General features: G+C 57.1%; 14 protein-coding genes. 13 read left to right on the top strand and 1 reads right to left on the bottom strand.

What is annotated here, in order from left to right:
• Position 1: 1 nt before the first annotated feature.
• Positions 2-982 carry a homoserine kinase gene (gene thrB, locus G5154_RS04870; protein ID WP_421250432.1) on the top strand — a complete coding sequence of 327 codons (981 nt, stop codon included), beginning with the start codon at positions 2-4 and terminating at the stop codon, positions 980-982.
• Positions 979-2253: a threonine synthase gene (gene thrC, locus G5154_RS04865; RefSeq protein ID WP_421250431.1), complete on the top strand. Its 1275-nt coding sequence runs from the start codon at positions 979-981 to the stop codon at positions 2251-2253. Before thrB ends, thrC begins: the two co-directional genes overlap by 4 nt.
• Positions 2254-2501: 248 nt before the next feature.
• Here the strand turns inward: thrC and G5154_RS04860 are convergent, their stop codons facing one another.
• Positions 2502-4115 (bottom strand): hypothetical protein, encoded by a 1614-nt coding sequence (locus G5154_RS04860; protein WP_421263891.1) that lies wholly within the window; start codon positions 4113-4115, stop codon positions 2502-2504.
• 650 nt (positions 4116-4765) lie between these two features.
• Between G5154_RS04860 and G5154_RS04855 the strand changes: the two genes are divergently transcribed.
• From G5154_RS04855 to tssH, 11 genes are all read left to right on the top strand, one after another.
• Positions 4766-5143, top strand: a complete 378-nt coding sequence (locus tag G5154_RS04855; RefSeq protein WP_033115842.1) for a hypothetical protein — start codon at positions 4766-4768, stop codon at positions 5141-5143.
• 969 nt (positions 5144-6112) lie between these two features.
• Positions 6113-6616, top strand: a complete 504-nt coding sequence (gene tssB, locus G5154_RS04850; protein ID WP_005347310.1) for a type VI secretion system contractile sheath small subunit — start codon at positions 6113-6115, stop codon at positions 6614-6616.
• Positions 6617-6653: 37 nt separating this feature from the next.
• Complete coding sequence (gene tssC / locus G5154_RS04845; RefSeq protein ID WP_216978370.1) at positions 6654-8135, top strand: type VI secretion system contractile sheath large subunit; 1482 nt, start codon at positions 6654-6656, stop codon at positions 8133-8135.
• Positions 8136-8141: 6 nt separating this feature from the next.
• Positions 8142-8573 (top strand): type VI secretion system baseplate subunit TssE, encoded by a 432-nt coding sequence (gene tssE, locus G5154_RS04840; protein WP_005347308.1) that lies wholly within the window; start codon positions 8142-8144, stop codon positions 8571-8573.
• Positions 8574-8576: 3 nt separating this feature from the next.
• Positions 8577-10343, top strand: coding sequence for a type VI secretion system baseplate subunit TssF (gene tssF, locus G5154_RS04835; protein WP_216978371.1), 1767 nt, complete (start codon positions 8577-8579; stop codon positions 10341-10343).
• On the top strand, positions 10307-11305 hold the full coding sequence (tssG, locus tag G5154_RS04830; protein WP_005347306.1) for a type VI secretion system baseplate subunit TssG: 999 nt from the start codon (positions 10307-10309) through the stop codon (positions 11303-11305). Before tssF ends, tssG begins: the two co-directional genes overlap by 37 nt.
• A gap of 39 nt (positions 11306-11344) precedes the next feature.
• Positions 11345-12580: a type VI secretion system-associated FHA domain protein TagH gene (tagH, locus tag G5154_RS04825; protein ID WP_005347305.1), complete on the top strand. Its 1236-nt coding sequence runs from the start codon at positions 11345-11347 to the stop codon at positions 12578-12580.
• Positions 12580-13095, top strand: coding sequence for a type VI secretion system lipoprotein TssJ (tssJ, locus tag G5154_RS04820; protein ID WP_236345367.1), 516 nt, complete (start codon positions 12580-12582; stop codon positions 13093-13095). Before tagH ends, tssJ begins: the two co-directional genes overlap by 1 nt.
• Before the next feature lie 2 nt (positions 13096-13097).
• Positions 13098-14432, top strand: a complete 1335-nt coding sequence (gene tssK, locus G5154_RS04815) for a type VI secretion system baseplate subunit TssK (RefSeq protein ID WP_005347303.1) — start codon at positions 13098-13100, stop codon at positions 14430-14432.
• Between the two features lie 23 nt (positions 14433-14455).
• Entirely contained in the window at positions 14456-15235 is a 780-nt protein-coding gene (icmH, locus tag G5154_RS04810) for a type IVB secretion system protein IcmH/DotU (protein WP_005347302.1), read from the top strand.
• 20 nt (positions 15236-15255) lie between these two features.
• Positions 15256-17898 (top strand): type VI secretion system ATPase TssH, encoded by a 2643-nt coding sequence (tssH, locus tag G5154_RS04805; RefSeq protein WP_421250428.1) that lies wholly within the window; start codon positions 15256-15258, stop codon positions 17896-17898.
• The last annotated feature ends 2 nt before the right edge of the window (positions 17899-17900 follow it).

Raw genomic sequence — 17900 nt, 5'->3', positions numbered from 1 at the left:
CATGAGTTCAGACATGTACCAGAGCAGTAGTGTGGTTGCCTATGCGCCCGCCTCCAGCGCCAACCTGAGCGTGGGATTCGATGTACTGGGGGCGGCGCTCGCCCCCGTGGATGGCTCTCTGCTCGGCGATCGGGTGCAGGTAAAAGCGGCTGACGTGCCGTTCGCCCTCTCATCCGTGGGCCGCTACGCCCATAAGCTGCCGGATGATCCGAAAAAGAATATCCTCCATGACTGCTGGGTGGCCTATGGCGAGGCGCTGGAGAAGCGCGGCCTTAAACTCAAGCCCCTCGAAATGGTGCTGGAGAAGAACCTGCCGGTGGGCTCGGGTCTGGGGTCGAGTGCCTGCAGCGTGGTGGCGGCCCTTGAAGGGCTCAACGCCTTCCACGGCGAGCCGTTCAATGAGCACGACATGCTGCTGCTGATGGGGGAGATGGAGGGCAAGATCTCCGGCTCCGTTCACTACGACAACGTGGCGCCCTGTTATCTGGGCGGCATGCAGTTGGTGCTGGAAGAGCACGGCGTTATCAGTCAGGGTATTCCGGTGTTCGATCAGTGGTACTGGGTGGTCTGCTACCCGGGTACCGTGGTTTCGACCGCTGCCGCCCGCGCCATTTTGCCGGCCCAATATCGCCGTCAGGATTGCCTCACCTATGGCCGCCGCCTGGCTGCCTTTGTCCACGCCAGCTACACAGGGCAGGAGGGGCTGGCGGCGAGCGTCTTGAAAGACGTGATTGCCGAACCCTACCGCGCGGCGCTGATCGAAGGCTTTGCCGAGGTGCGGGCGCAGGCGGCCCAGAACGGGGCGCTCGCTACCGGCATCTCCGGCTCCGGCCCCACCGTGTTTGTGGTGATGAAGGAGCTGGCGCAGGCCGAGCGGATGAAGGATTGGATGGAAGCACATTTCGTGCAGAACGAAGATGGATTTGCCCGGGTCTGCAAACTGGACATGGCCGGGGCACGGGTAACAGGAAGCGAGCTATGAATCTCTACAACATCAAGGACAACAGCGAACAGGTGAGCTTCGCGCAGGCGGTGCGTCAGGGCTTGGGTCGCGAACAGGGGCTCTTCTTCCCCGAACAACTCGAACCGCTCGCCGATGTGGATGCCCTGCTGGATCTGCCGCTGGCCGAACGCTCTGCCCGCATCCTGAGCCACCTGCTGGGGGACGAAGTGCCTGCAGCGAAAGTGAGCGAGCTTATCAACGCCGCCTTCACCTTCCCGGCGCCGCTGGTGAAACTCAAAGACGGAACCTATGCCCTTGAGCTGTTCCACGGCCCGACCCTGGCATTCAAGGATTTCGGTGGCCGCTTTATGGCCCAGTGCCTCGCGGCCTTTAGAACCAACGACAAGATTACTATCCTCACCGCCACCTCCGGCGACACCGGCGCCGCCGTGGCCCACGCCTTCTACGGGCTGGAGGGGATCGAGGTGGTGATCCTTTACCCCAAGGGCAAGATAAGCCCCTTGCAGGAGAAGCTCTTCTGCACCCTCGGCGGCAATATCCGCACCATCGCCATCGACGGCGACTTCGATGCCTGTCAGGCGCTGGTAAAACAGGCCTTTGACGACGAAGCGCTGAAAAAGGCCATTGGCCTCAACTCCGCCAACTCCATCAATATCAGCCGTCTGCTGGCGCAGGTTTGCTACTACTTCGAGGCGGTAGCCCAGCTGCCGAAAGCCGATCGTGCCAAGGCGGTGATCAGCGTGCCGTCCGGCAACTTTGGCAACCTCACTGCAGGCCTTATCGCCAAGGCACTGGGGCTGCCGGTGAAGCGCTTTATCGCCGCCACCAACGCCAACGATACCGTGCCGCGCTACCTGAAAACCGGTCAGTGGGAGCCACACCAGACAGTGGCCACCTTGTCGAACGCCATGGATGTCAGCCGCCCCAATAACTGGCCACGGGTAGAAGAGCTCTGCCGCCGCAAGGGTTGGGCGCTGGAGACCTTAGGGTCAGGCATGCGTGATGACGCTCAGACCCGCGACGCGCTGAAACGGCTGCACCAGCTGGATTACCTCTGTGAACCCCACGGCGCCATTGCCTGGGATCTGCTGGGCGAACAGCTGGCCGAGGATGAAGTGGGAGTGTTCCTCTGCACCGCCCATCCCGCCAAGTTCAAGGAGTCGGTGGACGAGATCCTGCATCTCGATGTGCCGCTGCCGGGCCCGCTCGCCAAGCATGCCGAGCTGCCGCTGCTCTCCGTTAATTTGCCAGCGGAGTTTGCCCGGTTAAGAGAGTTTTTGGTGGGTTAACTGCCGCTTCGAGATAATCGATAGAAATACCCCCCCCGGTAACGGGGGGGATATATTGAGATGTATGAGATTAATCAGGGACGAGGTGCAATCCGAAGAATGGTATTTCCATTTCTGAATCAGATTGTTTCCTCCTAAAAGAAGTTACTTAGAGATTTCTGGCTTTGCATTATATTTTTTCTTGTCACAACCGCCCGAGATAGCTAGCCAAACTACAGTTTTTTCCGAAGTGTGAGGGTAAGTATTTATTATGTCGATACAACATCCAGATGTGGCCCGCAATATCCAATAACAATTATTTTCTTTTTGGTGTCAATGTGAAAATATACACGAATAGTTTCATCAGGGTTTCTTGAGTTACCAATCTTTAAATGTCTAAACATGGGGACTTCAGCACCCTCATAATTAAAGGTTCGCTGAGAGGCGTATTTGTCTGTTCTCTCTACAGTTTCTGATTCACTAGCTGAATATGCTGCACCAAATAAAGATCTAGCTTTGGCGTCCCCTTCAGATAAAACCAAGTCTAAATATTCTGTTACCAATCTACTTAGAAGGCTGAGTAATTTGCTCGAATTCTTGAATGACAATGATTTTGTTGTTGAGTGATATGCGTCATCCAAAATTAAAACTCTGTTTGGAAATAACTTTGAAATAAGAAGGAGAGAAGTTTTTGGGGTTAGCCCATCAACGAGGATGTCAGTGATTTCCGTTGGAGAGAAAAATGTTTCACTCTGCGAACCTTTATTTGCACTTTGACTTAGTTGATACTTTAAAGTTTCTATTTGATGTTGTTTGGCTCTGTTTTCTGCTGTAAGAGTTTCAGTTTTGTTCTGCTCATCAGATAACTCACTTATCCATTTTGTTAACTCTTCATTAAAATCGGATTTTAATCTATCTATTATTGCATCATGCTCATCTAATTGTGAAAATGCATCTTCAGCTAGTTGTTTAAATCCTTGGTCATCTTGAAGTTCATCAAATTTATTTTTTAAAAAAACTCTTTGATCTTTCTGTCTTTTTGCCCTTACATCGGTTGGGCTAAAATGTTGCTTTTTCCTAAATCCGTTTGTAGTATGAGTGATTATTGATAGGATTTGAGAGTTTATATTTATATGATTGGCTTTCCATTCCTCAATAGTGGAGGAAAGTAACAATCTATTATAACAGAATCCACGGCCTTGTGATGGATAGATTATATTTATAGCTCCCCCCCAAGCAGAGTAACGCCGCGTTAGAACTCTTTCCATTTCCCAGCTATCAATTTCTTCTGTAGTAGAAACAACTTGAGCCAATCCAAATAATTGTTCCTGTAGCTTTAATGGATTTATTAGAGGTTTTCTATTGGTCCCATTGCTTATTATTATTATAGGGTGACTTCTATCTTCTCGCTCAATTTCAGAACTTAGTGAGATAAAACTGTCAGTTGTATTACTATAATTTTTTAATTGCTTTCCAATAGTATCACGATCAAGTTCTACATTTTTGCTTAAGTATGTAACAAGCTTTGGTCTTGTTGTTGTCGGTATTTCGACAACCTGTGTGCTAATGTCACTCGTTTCTAATAGAATTGATATCTGAGTAAATGTTTGGCATTCTTTAACACCTATTTCAGTTACCCATTGCCTTCCACTAACTTGGTCATCTGGGTGTGTTAACATAACAGAATGCATATAGGGTTCAAATTGAGTTGCAGCATAAGTCCTTACCGTCGAACGTTCTAGTTTGAATTCATCGCTGCTTTTAAGTTGCTCAATGCTAAATATCTTTCCAGTTTTTTCCTTTAACCATCCCGCAATAGTATTAAATGCTCTATTTGTTGCATTATCACCTATCAGATTAAACTGATTCACATAAATTAACATTTGTTTTTCCTTGGAAAGACCTTTTAATAGAATAAGGGTTGTATATCTAGTTTTTTAACCCTAGTAGATTGGCGTTAAACGAAGTAAGATATTAAAATATAGCAAGAAGGCGATTTTTAATTGACAGCTATTTATTTGCGACAATTAAATTGCCTGTCAAGATATCTGTCTCTCGTCGATCCAACGCTACCGCCCGTGGATTACAGCTTCCAAAATGCTCCATAACCAGCGAGGGCAGCAGCCCATCGCAGATGAATAGGCACCGGATGGCTATGTTAAGCCAATCGAATCTGGTCTCACCAGTCAAAAATTGACGTAACTATCAGGAATATCTGCGTTTTATGCGCTGGCTCAACAAATCGAACTGAGTGGGCACCGGATTCCCATGGCCCTTGATTTTATTGGGGGTTGGCGGGCGTGGCAGGAAGGAATAGGGCTGGCTTGCCGCTGAGGAGGGGCTGGCTGAGGGCAATCCTGCTCTGCCAATCGGCGCTATAGTGCGGGCGATGGTGGCCCTGTGCTCCGCTCCCAAGCTGGCGAGGCGGGGGATCTGCGGCAACAATCAGCTGTTGTAGTCACAGCCATTTGCAACACATCGTCATGCCAATATGACCATGCAAACACATCACCTGATAGAGAGGATATCTCCCATGAAGCGTACCATCCTGTTCGGCCTGCTCTGCGGCAGCGTGCTGCTGGCCAATCCGGTCTTTGCCAACGACACAGCCCAGTTGCAGTGCGAGGCGCAGGCCGCGGCCAAAAAGCTAAACGGCGCCGCCAAGACCAGCTTTGTCGGCAAGTGCGTGAAAGATGCCGCTGGTGCCGCGACCGGCGAGTGCGAGAAGGCGGCGGCAGACAAGAAGCTGGCCGGTGCGGCCAAGAACAGCTTTATCCAGAAGTGCGTGAAGACGGGCGCGGCAGTGGATCCGGCGGCCAAGTGCGAGAAGGCGGCGGCCGACAAGAAGCTGGCTGGCGCGGCCAAGAACAGCTTTGTCCAGAAGTGCGTGAAGGATAGCGCCGCCAAGTAAGGCATTTTCTCATCCGGTGTGTTTGCGGGGGCCATCAGGCCCCCGTGCTTTTTGGCGCACTGAACGACGCCTCTTGTGGAGTAAGGTGCACTTCTCTATGTAGCAAAAGAGCGGTATCTGGTTGTGCCTCTTATTACGTCCCATCTCCCCAGCGAGGGATCCCTGCTCCGGTGGCTCGAGCGAACGGTTCGGCTCTCTGATCAAGGCTCATATTTATTCCCGGAGCCATACCATGCGCTTGGTGAATGATGGTGACATCCCTCTGCCTCTGCTGACCGGGCGCAGCGTCAAAACAGACGCAGGTGCTTGGGGGCTGATTTCCACTTCCCATCCCGCTCCAGATTGACTCCAGTGTTAGCAGGGAGTGCTCCCATTGACGGTGTTATGGCTTGCTCTCAAATAAATTTAATCAGGGATATAAACGCATCACTGTTTTTTAATGGCGTAATTTTTACTTATCTGTTTCTGCCATTTTTGACCTCTTGTTTTATGTCAGATTATTCTGATTGTCAGGTTGTCATTTCCGGTTACAATTTTGTTCAAGATCATGCCATCCAGCACGTATCACATTCCCTTGATTCATATATGTCAGAATTTGTCGTATATGGATGTGCCGAGAACGATAATGTGCCGAACAAGATGTCACTAAAGCTTCTGGCGCTGAAAACCTTTGTGAAATGAACGCATGTTTATGATTTTATTGTGTTTTGTTTTTATTTTTATGATGCAAAGCAACGAGGTAGCGTTGACGGTATCAAAAGAAATAAATATGAGGACAAGAGGGTGGGTGCCGTGCGGGTCGCGCCGTGACGGCTTATTGATATGTCACAAAATATTAAAGTTATTACTCGGAATTTTCCCTGTTTAATATGGTCATTGCTTCAACTGTAATTTATTACAGTTGAGGCTGGCTATATTGAATATAAGCTCAGCCCCTCTTGATAAAACCTCAAAATCGGGTACTAGAGCATGGGAAAAGGAATTGATGGCGCCACAGTCGCGCCCAAAGAACGTATAAATATCAAGTATGTACCGTCGACTGGTGGTCAACAGGGAGAAGTAGAACTTCCCCTGACCATGATGGTGGTCGGCAACATGAAAGGACGCACCGAAGATACCCCCATCGAGGAGCGTCAGACTGTCTCCATCGACAAGAATAATTTCTCATCTGTCATGAAAGAATCGGCATTGGAACTGAACTTCACCGTTCCAAATCGTCTGGAAGAGAACAGCCAGGACGAGCTGCCGGTTTCGATCAAAATCCAGTCCCTGGAAGACTTCACTCCTGACAATGTGGCCCAGCAAGTGCCCGAACTGCGCAAACTGCTGGAACTGCGTGAGGCGCTGGTTGCCCTGAAGGGGCCGCTCGGCAATATCCCTGCCTTCCGCAATCGTTTGCAGGATCTGCTGTCCAGTGATGAGGCTCGTGAGCAGTTGCTCAAAGAGCTGGATTTGATCAAGCCAGCCGAGTGATCGGCGGGTTGTATTGACTGAACGAGAAGGAACAAACATGTCTTTGGTCGAAGAACAGGTTCAAGCGGGGGCGAATGCCGCCTCCTCGTCCTCTTTGCTGGACGAAATCATGGCACAAGCGCGCATCACCCCGGTTGATGAGGGTTACAGCGTCGCCAAGCAGGGGGTCGCAGCCCTGATCGCCAACATTCTGGATAGCGGTACTGCCAGCAGTCCGGTGAACAAGGCACTGGTGGACAGCATGATTGTCGAGCTCGACAAGAAGCTCGGCAAGCAGATGGACGTCATCCTCCATGCCAAGCCGCTGCAGGAGATGGAGTCCTCCTGGCGCTCCCTGAAGTTGCTGGTGGATCGCACCGATTTTCGCGAGAACATCAAGGTCCAGGTGCTGCACGCCACCAAGGAAGAGCTGCTGGAAGATTTCGAGTTTTCCCCCGAAATCACCCAGTCCGGTCTCTACAAGCATGTCTACTCCAGCGGTTATGGACAGTTTGGTGGTCAGCCGGTGGGTGCCGTGATCGGTGATTACGCCTTTACCCACAGCGGACCCGATATCAAGCTGATGCAGTATGTCAGCGCGGTCGGCGCCATGGCTCATGCCCCCTTCATCTCTTCCGTTGCACCGACCTTTTTTGGTGTAGACAGCTTTACCGATCTGCCCTCCATCAAGGATCTGAAATCGGTATTCGAAGGGCCGGCCTACACCAAGTGGCGCGCCTTGCGCGAGTCGGAAGATGCCCGTTATCTGGGACTGACCGCACCGCGCTTCCTGGCCCGTCTGCCGTATGATCCGACTGAAAATCCCATCAAGGGCTTCAACTATCAGGAAGATATCAGCTCGGATCACAATCACTATCTGTGGGGCAACACCGCCTATCTGATGGGCACCTCCCTGACTGACAGTTTCGCCAAGTACCGCTGGTGCCCGAACATCATAGGTCCGCAGAGCGGTGGTGCCATCCACGATCTGCCGGTGCATGTCTATGAAGCCATGGGTCAGCTGCAGGCGAAGATCCCGACCGAAGTGCTGATCACTGACCGTCGTGAATACGAGCTGTCGGAAGAGGGTTTCATCACCCTGACCATGCGCAAGGACAGCGACAACGCCGCCTTCTTCTCTGCCAACTCGGTGCAAAAGCCCAAGGTGTTCCCGAACACCAAGGAAGGACGCGAGGCCGAAACCAACTACAAGCTGGGCACCCAGCTGCCCTATATGTTCATCATCAACCGCCTGGCGCACTACATCAAAGTGCTGCAGCGCGAGCAGATCGGCTCCTGGAAGGAGCGTCAGGATCTGGAACGGGAGTTGAACAGCTGGATCCGGCAGTTTGTGGCCGATCAGGAAAATCCGCCGGCAGAGGTCCGCAGCCGTCGTCCGCTGCGCGCCGCCCAGATCAAGGTGCTGGATGTGGAAGGGGAGCCGGGCTGGTATCAGGTTGCCATGTCAGTGCGCCCGCACTTCAAGTACATGGGGGCGAGCTTCGAGCTCTCTCTGGTAGGTCGACTGGACAAGGAATAAGGCCCGATGCCGTATCTCTCTTCCTGGGATAGAGGAAATGCGGCCAGCCTGTTCGATCGCATCCGGGGGGAGGGGCTGAGCCCTTCTCCCCGTTCGGAGGTTGAGGAGTTGGTTGATTCTGTCAAGCGGCAGCTCGAACAGATCCTCAACACCCGTCCCGGCAATTGCCGCAGTGCTCCCGAGCTTGGCGTCATCGATCTCAATGACGCCACTCAGGGCAGTGCGGATATCAAGGGGCGGATCCGCGAAGCGATCCGGCAATGCATCCGTCGTTATGAACCGCGGATTGTGCATGTGGATGTCCGTTCACCCGACTATCAGGCGAGTCCGCTCGAGATGTCGTTTCAGGTGACGGCCCACGTGCGGCTGGAGCATATCGAGCAAGTTACCTCGTTCAACGTCCATATGGACAGTCACCGCCACTACCGCATGGTCTGATCAATGTCGCTGGAACATTACTTCAGGGATGAGTTGGCTTTTTTGCGCCTGCAAGGGCGCGAATTTGCCGATAGCTATCCCGAACTCACCCGTTTTTTGTCGGAGCAGAATACCGACCCGGATGTGGAACGCCTGCTGGAAGGCTTTGCGTTTCTCACGGGCAACCTGCGCGCAAAAATTGAAGACGAGTTTCCCGAGCTGACCCACGGTCTGCTCAATATGCTCTGGCCAAACTACCTGCGTCCCGTCCCCAGCATGACCATCATGCAGTTTTCGGTTATTCCGGGGGCCATCGCCCAGCCCGCGCTGGTGAAACAGGGCTGCCAACTCGACAGTCTGCCTATTGACGATGTGACCTGTCATTTTCAAACCTGTCACGATGCCTGGGTCTATCCGGCCGAGATGCGCGAGGTGACGGCGCAAAGTGGCAACGATCTTTCGACCATCTCGCTCGATATCGCCCTGCATGCCCCCTTGCTGCTCAGCGAGTTGCAGCTGGACAAGCTGCGCTTCTTCCTGGGTGGCGACAGCTACACCGCGTATGAGCTCTACTTCTGGCTCGCCAACCAGCTCTCCCATATCGAGCTGGAGATCGACGGCAAGCGCTTTCGTCAGGAGGCCAGGGCCCTTAAATCGGTCGGCTTCGAGCGCGACGATGCGCTGTTGCCCTATCCGAACAACGTCTATTCCGGCTACCGGATCCTGCAGGAGTATTTCTGCTTTCCGGAGAGCTTCCTCTTCTTCGAACTCTCCGGTGGCGAGTGGCCCAAACAGCCGCTGCCGGTGAGTGAATTCAAAATTCATTTCTGTTTCGACCGGCCCTTGCCGGCGGAACTCAAGATCCGTCCCGACTCTTTCATGCTCAACTGTGTGCCGGCCATCAACCTGTTCCAGCACGATAGCGAGCCGGTCAATCTCAACGGCCGTCAGGCGGAATATCCGCTCAAGGCGAGCTATCGCTATGCCGACAGTTTCGAAATTTTCTCGGTGGATCAGGTTGAAGGCTGGGTCGAGGGCAATCTGGGGCGCTCTCGCGGCACGCCGCGCATCTATCAGCCGTTCGAAAGTTTTCAGCACCAGATCGAGCGGGCCAAGCAGCGGCTGGCGCTCTATTACCGGGTGCGCGTCAGGGAGTCGGTGAGTGGTGATGGTTTCGAGCACAGCCTCTCGTTTGTGCGGGGCGATGAAACCACCACGGTCGATCTCGATGAATCCATCTCGGTGACGCTTACCTGTACCAACCGCTCCCGCGCCGCCCGCCTCAAGGTCGGCAGCATCTGCGTGCCGACCGGCAGCTCGCCGTCGTTTGCCACCTTCCGCAACCTGATCCGGCCGACCCGGCCGCTGCGCCCGGCACTGGATGGCAGCCTGCACTGGACCCTGATTTCCAACCTGTCGCTCAACTATGTCTCTCTGCTGCGCCGCGATGCCCTGGTACAGGTGCTGCGTACCTATGACTTTCCCGCTTTGCACGACAAGCAGGCGGAGCAGGCGTCGCGCAAGCGGCTGGCGGGCATAGAGGAGATCGAGACCAAGCCGGTGGACAGGCTGGTGCGCGGCATGCCGGTGCGGGGGCTCAAGTCGGTGCTCTCCATCCGTCAGTCCGCCTTTGGCAGCGAAGGGGAGCTCTATCTGTTCAGTACCGTGCTGGCCCATTTCTTCTCGCTCTATGCCAGCGTCAACGCCTTCCACCTGCTTGAGGTGGTCAATCTCGATAACAAGGAGCGCTATCAGTGGCCAGTCCAGATCGGTCAGCACTCCCTGATGTGAGCGCCGCCAACGAGGCGCCCCGTTTTAATTTCTTCCAGCTGGTCGAGCTGCTCAACCGGCTCGATGGCGCCGATCAGGAGCGTGGTCTCGACCACCTGCCAAGTGACGAGAATATTCGTTTCAAGGCGACCGCATCGCTGGGCTTTCCCACCAGTGACGTGCTGCAGATTGGCCGCGACGAGAAGGGGCGTCACGAGCTGGAAGTGGCCTTTCTGGGTCTGCACGGCAGCCAGTCGCCGATGCCGGGGTACTACCTCGACTCATTGGCGTGGGAGTACGCCCAGGGGGAGCAGAAGCTCGGCCTGTTTCTGGATTTCTTCCACCACCGTCTGCTGACCCTGCTGCACCGGATCTGGCGCAAGTATCGCTACCACGTCCGTTTTCAGGACGACGGTGAGGATGGGTTCTCCCGCCTGATGTTTGCGCTGGTGGGGCTTGGCAACGACGCCGTCTGCCAGAGCCTGCCGGTCAACCGCGCCAAGATGCTCTCCTATGCGGGCATGCTGGCCAGCCCCAGCCGCTCGCCCGAGGTGGTCGCCGGTCTGGTGGCCCACTGCTTCGATCTGGCGGATGTAGAGGTGAGCGCCTGGCAGTGGCGCAAGGTGCCTATCCATGAGGAGCAGCAAAACCGTCTGGGCGGCGCTGGCGTTACCTTGGGGCAGGACTTCGTCATCGGTGACAAGGTCAATGATTGTGCCGGCAAGTTTTTATTGAAAATCAATGATCTGAGTTTTGGCCAGTTTCTCGGATTTCTCCCGAACGGGGAGCATTTCCACGCCCTGGTGACCTTTGTCTCCTTCATCTTGCGCGATCAGCTGGCCTGGGATCTGCGGCTTGGCTTCGGCCAGGAGCAGGCCAAGGGGCTGCGACTTGGTGAAGAGCAGAGTGCCCGTCTGGGGTGGAGTACCTTTCTCGGCCAACCGCCGAGTGACCCGTTCGTGACGATCTGTGTACAGGAATAAGCACAGAAATTCAGTGTAGGAATACGTGCAGGAGTGAATGTGGACGACTTTAACCAGCAACTATCTCTGGTGGTGCTTAACAGCGAGCAGCTCGACGGCAGCCAGCAGGTGCAATATCGCTTCGACGAGATGGGAGGCACCCTGGGCTCCTCCGAACAGGATGACTGGCAACTGCGAGACAGGTTGGGGGCGGTGATGCCGGCCCATGCCCGGGTCGAGCTCAATGACGGTCGTTTCTGCCTGTGCGATCTCAGCGGCCAGACCTACATCAATGGTGCTACCTCGCCCATCGGGCGGGCTCGCAAGGTGCATCTGGAGCAGGGGGACGAGCTGGTGGTCGGCCCGTTCCGGCTGCGCGCCTATCTCGGTGCCATTTCCCCCGAGCAGAGCCTGCAGCAGGTGCTGGGCAACCGTCCAACCGAACAGCTTGACGAGTGGCTGGCCAGCGATCACCACCACACCCAGACCCTGGATGATCCTCGGGCCCTGGCAGTCGACCCCCTGCTGGCATTGCAGCAGGAGCGTGCGGCTCCTGGCCCGCTGATGGATACCCAGCCGCAGGCTCAACCGCATTTTCAACCGGATATGGACACCGTATCCCTCGCTCCATTTTCTGCCGTCGAGAACACCATGAACCAAGAATTTCTGGATATGCCTGCCATCGAGAACCACCCCGACTTCCAGCCACTGGAGGGCGTTGATCACGTCGCCCTGACGCCGCTGATGCGCGGGCTGGGTCAGCCGTTGCAGTTGCAGGACACCCGACAGGCTCACGACATGCTCGAAGAGATGGGCAAGACAGTGCGGGCCATGGTGGAGGGGTTGCTGCAACTGCAAAGCGATCAGGCGGCGCTGGCAGACAAGCACCTGCGCCCCATCGAGGACAACCCTCTGCGCCTTGGCCTCGATTATGACGAGACCCTGGCGGTGCTGTTTGCCGAGCAGAAGAGCCCGGTGCACCTGAGCGCGCCGGCCGCGGTGGCCGAGAGCCTGCACAACGTGCGCATCCACCACGTGGCAAACCAGCAGGCCATCAGTGCGGCGCTCGACAGCATCCTGCAGGCCTTCTCACCGGAAGCCTTGCTCGGCCGTTTCGAGCAATACCGCCGCAGCGGCGCGCCGGGGATGGCTGATGAGGGGTGGGCCTGGAACATGTACCAGCACTACTACCGCGAGCTCACCTCTGCCCGTCAGCAGGGGTTCGACAAGCTGTTCCATCAGGTCTACGCCCAGGCCTATGACCAGGCCGTGCGTCAGCAACAGGGACTGATTTGATGATACGTGCACTGTGGTTTGGGGCCTGTCTGCTGGCCCTGGCCGGTTGTACCACCATGGGCAAGATGGCCGATGTGGTCATGAACCCGGATGTCCAGGTCGGGAGCAACGATGACCAGCCATCCACCCTGGGGCTGAGCCTGCTGGCGGAGCCTGACGTCAACCCCAACGAGAGCGGGGAGGCGGCGCCGATCGAGTTTCAGGTGGTGCTGCTGGCGGAAGATTCCAGGCTGCTCGCCACCGACTACGACCAGGTGACGGCAGATGTGGAGAAGGCCCTTGGCAAGAACTACCTCGACCATCAGGAGTACACCCTGCTGCCGGGCCAGTTCAAATACCTGCCCCCCGTCAAGCTCGACAAGAAGACCCGTTACATCGGCGTGATTGCACGGTACGCCGATCCGGACAGTGCCGAGTGGCGCAAGGTCATCAAGGTCAAGAGCAAGGGCGCGGCTTATCACATCCTGGTGCACCTGCGCCTGGATGAAGTGGAACTACAAAAAGAAGAAGAATAATTATGTCGAGTCGAAATCGGGTTATCTGGCGTGAAGGGCTCTTTATCAAGCCCCAGCACTTCCAGCAACAACAGAGACATTCGGATTATGCGCTGCACGCGCGTTTGAGCGCGCTGTCCGACTATTTCTACGGGCTGCAGTCGCTTGCTATCAACGAGGATTACCTCGGCTTTGGCCGCATCGCGCTGGTGGGGGCCACGGGTATCCTGCCGGACGGTACCGTCTTCAACATACCCAACGACGACGTGCTGCCGACCCCGCTGGAAGTCACCGACGCCTCGGTGGCCAACCAGAAGGTCTATCTGGCCCTGCCGCTCTCGGTGAGCGGCGTCAATGAGGTGGGGCAGGGCGGTCAGGTGGCTACCCGGTTACAGGCCCATCGTCATGATGTGCGCGACCTGCACAGCGAAGGGGGGGATGTGGTCTCCCTCGAGGTGGGGCGGGTCAGCCTGCGGCTGATGCTGGAGCGGGAAGATCGCAGCGCCTACGCCTCGCTCGCCATCGCCCGCATTCTGGACAAACGTCCGGACGGCGGTCTGGTGCTGGATCCCAACTTCATGCCCTGCAGCATCAGCGTCTCCGCCATCCCGACCCTCAAGCGCTTCCTCGGCGAATCGGCTGGTCTCGTGGCCGAGCGGGCTCGCAGCCTCTCCCAGCGCATTGCCGCGCCGGGTCAGCAGGGGGTGGCCGATGTGGCCGAGTTCATGATGCTGCAGCTGCTCAACCGGGCTCAGCCCCAGCTCTCCCATCTGGCACGCCTTGGCACCCTGCACCCCGAGCGGTTGCACGAGGCGCTGGTGCAGCTCTGTGGCGAGTTGATGACCTTTACCGACGAGTCCCGCCTGCCCCCCGAGTTCCCGGCCTATCGTCACGACGATCAGCAGGTGAGCTTCGAGCCGGTGATGCTGGCCCTGCGTCAGGCGCTCAGTACCGTGCTGTCGCCGCGCGCCGTCTCCATCCAGCTGCGCAAGCACCAGTACGGCGTCATGGTAGCCATGGTCAACGAGAGCGAGTTGATTGCCAGCGCCGACTTCGTGCTGGCGGTGCGTGCCCGCATGCCGCAGGAGCAGCTGCGCAAGCAGTTGCTGCAGCAGACCAAGGTTGCCTCCAGCGACAAGATCCGCGAGCTCATCAGCCTGCAGTTGCCCGGTATTCCACTGCTGCCGCTGCCGGTGGCGCCGCGCCAGCTCCCCTATCACGCGGGTTACAGCTACTTCCAGCTCGACCGGCAGAGCCCGGCCTGGCAGATGCTGGCGGTCAGCAACACCCTCGCCTTCCACATTGCCGGCGATTTCCCCGAGCTCGACATGCAGCTCTGGGCCATCCGTAGCCAGTGATCGCATCAAGGAAACAAGCAGAGATGACCACGGACATTATCAAGAACGAGCAACTGAGCGACCTGCTGTTCGATCACGCCGAGCAGCTGGACATGGACTCGGACTACTGGTTTCGCCTGCGCGGCCAGAGCATCAACCCGATGATCGATGCGGTGACCCCCTTGCTGGGGCTGGTGCAGCGTGTACGCCTGCTGTCGCGCTACGACCGGGTGCCCGAGCTCTACCAGCGGGTGGTGACCGAGATCCAGTCCATCGAACAGGAGCTGATGGCGCAGGGCTACGAGAACGGCGTCGTCCTCTCGTTTCGCTACATCCTCTGCACCTTCATCGATGAGGCGGTGATGGGACGTGACTGGGGTAGCCAGAGTGAATGGTCCCAACACTCCCTGCTGGCCCGCTTTCACAACGAGACCTGGGGGGGCGAGAAGGTGTTCGTACTGCTGGCGCGCCTGCAGGAGGACCCGGTGCGCTATCGCGACATTCTGGAGTTCATCTATCTCTGTCTGTGCCTCGGTTTCGAGGGGCGCTACAAGGTGATGAGCCAGGGCCGTGACGAGTTTGAACGGATCGTCAAGCAACTGCACAAGCAGCTGTCACCTGAAAGTGGCGGCGAGGCCCCCAGCGTGTTTCATCTTGATCTCGGTCAGCAGGCATCTCGCTACCAGCTGCGCAAGCAAGTCTCCCTGCGCACCCTGTTTATGGGCGGCGCGCTGATCCTGGCCATCATCTTTGGCCTCTATCACCACCAACTCGATAACCAGACCCAGGACGTACTGCGTCAACTGGGCGAATTATTAAAATAAAATACTAAGGAGAGCACGCCGTGATTCGTATAGAGCTACCGGTACTGGTGGAAAGACTCAACCCCATCTGCCGTCACATGCTGGAGGAGGCCGCAGCCCTCTGCGTCAATCATCAAGGGGCCGAGATCCGCATCGAGCATCTGCTGCTGAAGATGCTGGAGACCCCCCTCTGCGATGTGCGCCAGATCCTCAAACGGGCCGAGGTCGAGGTTGAAGAGTTAAAGAGCCTGCTGCAACCCTCGGCGGCCGATAACGGTTATGGTCAGGGTTATCCCTCCTTCTCGCCGTTATTGGTGGAGTGGCTGCAAGACAGTTGGTTGCTCGCCTCCGCCGAGCTGCAACACGGCCAGCTGCGCAGTGGCGTCATGCTGCTGGTGCTGCTGATGACCCCCCACCGTTACCTGCCGGGCTCGGTGACCCGTCTGCTTGCCAACGTCAATCGCGAACTGCTGCGCCAGCAGTTCGACGACTGGGTCAAAGATTCCGCAGAAACCCAGGTTACCGTTGCGGCGAATGGCACTGCCACTCAGGCTGCATTGCCCGCTGACGCCAGCTTGCTGGCCCGCTTTACCGTCAATGTGACAGAACAGGCCCGTCAGGGGTCGCTTGACCCCGTACTCTGCCGGGATCACGAGATCGATCTGATGATCGACATTCTCTCCCGTCGCCGCAAAAACAACCCCATCGTGGTGGGGGAGGCCGGCGTCGGTAAGAGCGCCCTGATCGAGGGGCTGGCGCTGCGTATCGTGGCGGGTCAGGTACCCGAAAAGCTGCGCGATGTGGAGCTGATGACCCTGGATCTTGGTGCCATGCAGGCGGGCGCTTCGGTTAAGGGGGAGTTCGAGAAGCGTTTCAAGGGGGTGATGCAGGAGGTCAAGGATGCCGTGCGACCTGTCATCCTCTTTATCGATGAGGCTCACACCCTGATTGGTGCCGGCAACCAGGCGGGCGGCATGGATGTCTCCAACCTCATCAAGCCCGCGCTGGCACGGGGCGAGCTGCGCACCATCGCTGCCACCACCTGGGGCGAGTACAAGAAGTACGTTGAAAAAGATGCCGCCCTGTCGCGCCGCTTCCAGCTGGTGAAAGTGGGTGAACCCAATGCAGATGAAGCCACCGTGATCCTGCGCGGCCTGCGCAGCATCTACGAGAAGGCCCATGGGGTACTGATTGACGAGGAGGCGCTGCAAGCTGCCGCCCAGCTCTCCGCCCGTTACATCTCCGGCCGTCAACTGCCGGACAAGGCGATCGACGTACTCGATACCGCCTGTGCCCGGGTGGCCATCAACCTCACCACGCCGCCACGCGCCGTCAGTCACCTGCAAAACGAACTGCGCCAGCGCGAGCTGGAGATCCGTCAGCTGGAGCGCCAGAGCCTGATTGGTCTGGGTGACAACGATGAGCGCCTCGCCGAACTGCAAGCGGCCCAGCAGACCTGTCGTGACAACCTGCGTGAGCAGGAAGCCCGATGGCAGCAACAGCAGGGGCTGGTGCATCGGATTGTCGAACTGCGTGCCGCCCTGCTGGCGGATCAGCAGGATGAGATGCTGGCCAGAGAGGCGCTGGATCTCGCCGATGCGCCGCTCGATCCGCAAGCGGCCGCCGGGCAGCTTGCCGGGCTCGAACGAGAATTGTCCGAGCTGCAACAGGGTGAGGTGCTGGTCTCTGCCCACGTCGACAAGACTCAGGTCGCCGCGGTGATCGCCGAGTGGACCGGGGTGCCCCTCAATCGCATCTCCCAGGGGGAGCTGGATGTGGTGACCCGTCTGCCGGAGTACCTTGGCGAGCTTATCAAGGGGCAGGATGTGGCGGTGGCTCACCTGCACAAGCACCTGCTGACCGCCCGCGCCGACTTGCGTCGTCCGGGCCGTCCGCTGGGGGCCTTCCTGCTGGTGGGGCCAAGCGGGGTCGGCAAGACCGAAACCGTGCTGCAGATTGCCGAGCTGATGTTTGGCGGTCGCCAGTATCTCACCACCATCAACATGTCCGAGTATCAGGAGAAGCACACTGTCTCGCGCCTGATCGGCTCGCCGCCCGGCTATGTCGGTTTTGGCGAGGGGGGCGTGTTGACCGAAGCGATCCGTCAGAAGCCTTATTCCGTGGTGCTGCTGGACGAAGTGGAGAAAGCCCATCCGGACGTGCTCAACCTCTTCTATCAGGCGTTCGACAAGGGCGAGCTGGCGGATGGGGAAGGGCGGATCATCGACTGCAAGAACGTGGTCTTCTTCCTCACCTCCAACCTCGGTTTCCAGACCATCGTTGAGTATGCCGAGCAGCCCGATGTGCTGCTGGATGCCCTCTATCCGGAGCTCGCCGCCTTCTTCAAACCGGCCCTGCTGGCGCGGATGGAGGTGATCCCCTACCTGCCGCTCGGTCACGACACGCTGGTGCAGATCGTCGGTGGCAAACTCAACCGGCTGGTCAAGCTGCTCAAGGAGCGTTTCGGTGCGGAGGTGGTGCTGGAGAGCGAGGTGGCCGAGGAGATCCTGCTGCGGGCCAACCGCAGCGAGAACGGCGCGCGGATGCTCGAATCCGTCATCGATGGCGCCCTGTTGCCGCCGGTCTCCCTGCAACTGTTGCAGCGCCTCTCGGCCGGTGAGCCCATCAACCGGGTGCGCTTCTCGGTGGCCGATCACCAGTTTGTGGCCGAGGTGGAGGGCTGACC

The sequence above is a fragment of the Aeromonas sp. 600527 genome, assembly GCF_049175415.1.
GTDB classification, from domain to species: Bacteria; Pseudomonadota; Gammaproteobacteria; order Enterobacterales; family Aeromonadaceae; genus Aeromonas; species Aeromonas veronii_A.
Note: the sequence above shows the minus strand (reverse complement) of the source record. Positions and strands in the feature narration are given on the sequence as shown.

Excerpts from the sequence above, each read along its gene's own strand:
- icmH (WP_005347302.1), top strand. The coding sequence starts at position 14,456 with ATGACCACGGACATTATCAAGAACGAGCAACTGAGCGACCTGCTGTTC.
- tssC (WP_216978370.1), top strand. The coding sequence starts at position 6,654 with ATGTCTTTGGTCGAAGAACAGGTTCAAGCGGGGGCGAATGCCGCCTCC.
- thrB (WP_421250432.1), top strand. The coding sequence starts at position 2 with ATGAGTTCAGACATGTACCAGAGCAGTAGTGTGGTTGCCTATGCGCCC.
- tssF (WP_216978371.1), top strand. The coding sequence starts at position 8,577 with ATGTCGCTGGAACATTACTTCAGGGATGAGTTGGCTTTTTTGCGCCTG.
- G5154_RS04855 (WP_033115842.1), top strand. The coding sequence starts at position 4,766 with ATGAAGCGTACCATCCTGTTCGGCCTGCTCTGCGGCAGCGTGCTGCTG.
- tssJ (WP_236345367.1), top strand. The coding sequence starts at position 12,580 with ATGATACGTGCACTGTGGTTTGGGGCCTGTCTGCTGGCCCTGGCCGGT.
- G5154_RS04860 (WP_421263891.1), bottom strand. The coding sequence starts at position 4,115 with ATGTTAATTTATGTGAATCAGTTTAATCTGATAGGTGATAATGCAACA.
- tssE (WP_005347308.1), top strand. The coding sequence starts at position 8,142 with ATGCCGTATCTCTCTTCCTGGGATAGAGGAAATGCGGCCAGCCTGTTC.
- tssK (WP_005347303.1), top strand. The coding sequence starts at position 13,098 with ATGTCGAGTCGAAATCGGGTTATCTGGCGTGAAGGGCTCTTTATCAAG.
- thrC (WP_421250431.1), top strand. The coding sequence starts at position 979 with ATGAATCTCTACAACATCAAGGACAACAGCGAACAGGTGAGCTTCGCG.
- tssB (WP_005347310.1), top strand. The coding sequence starts at position 6,113 with ATGGGAAAAGGAATTGATGGCGCCACAGTCGCGCCCAAAGAACGTATA.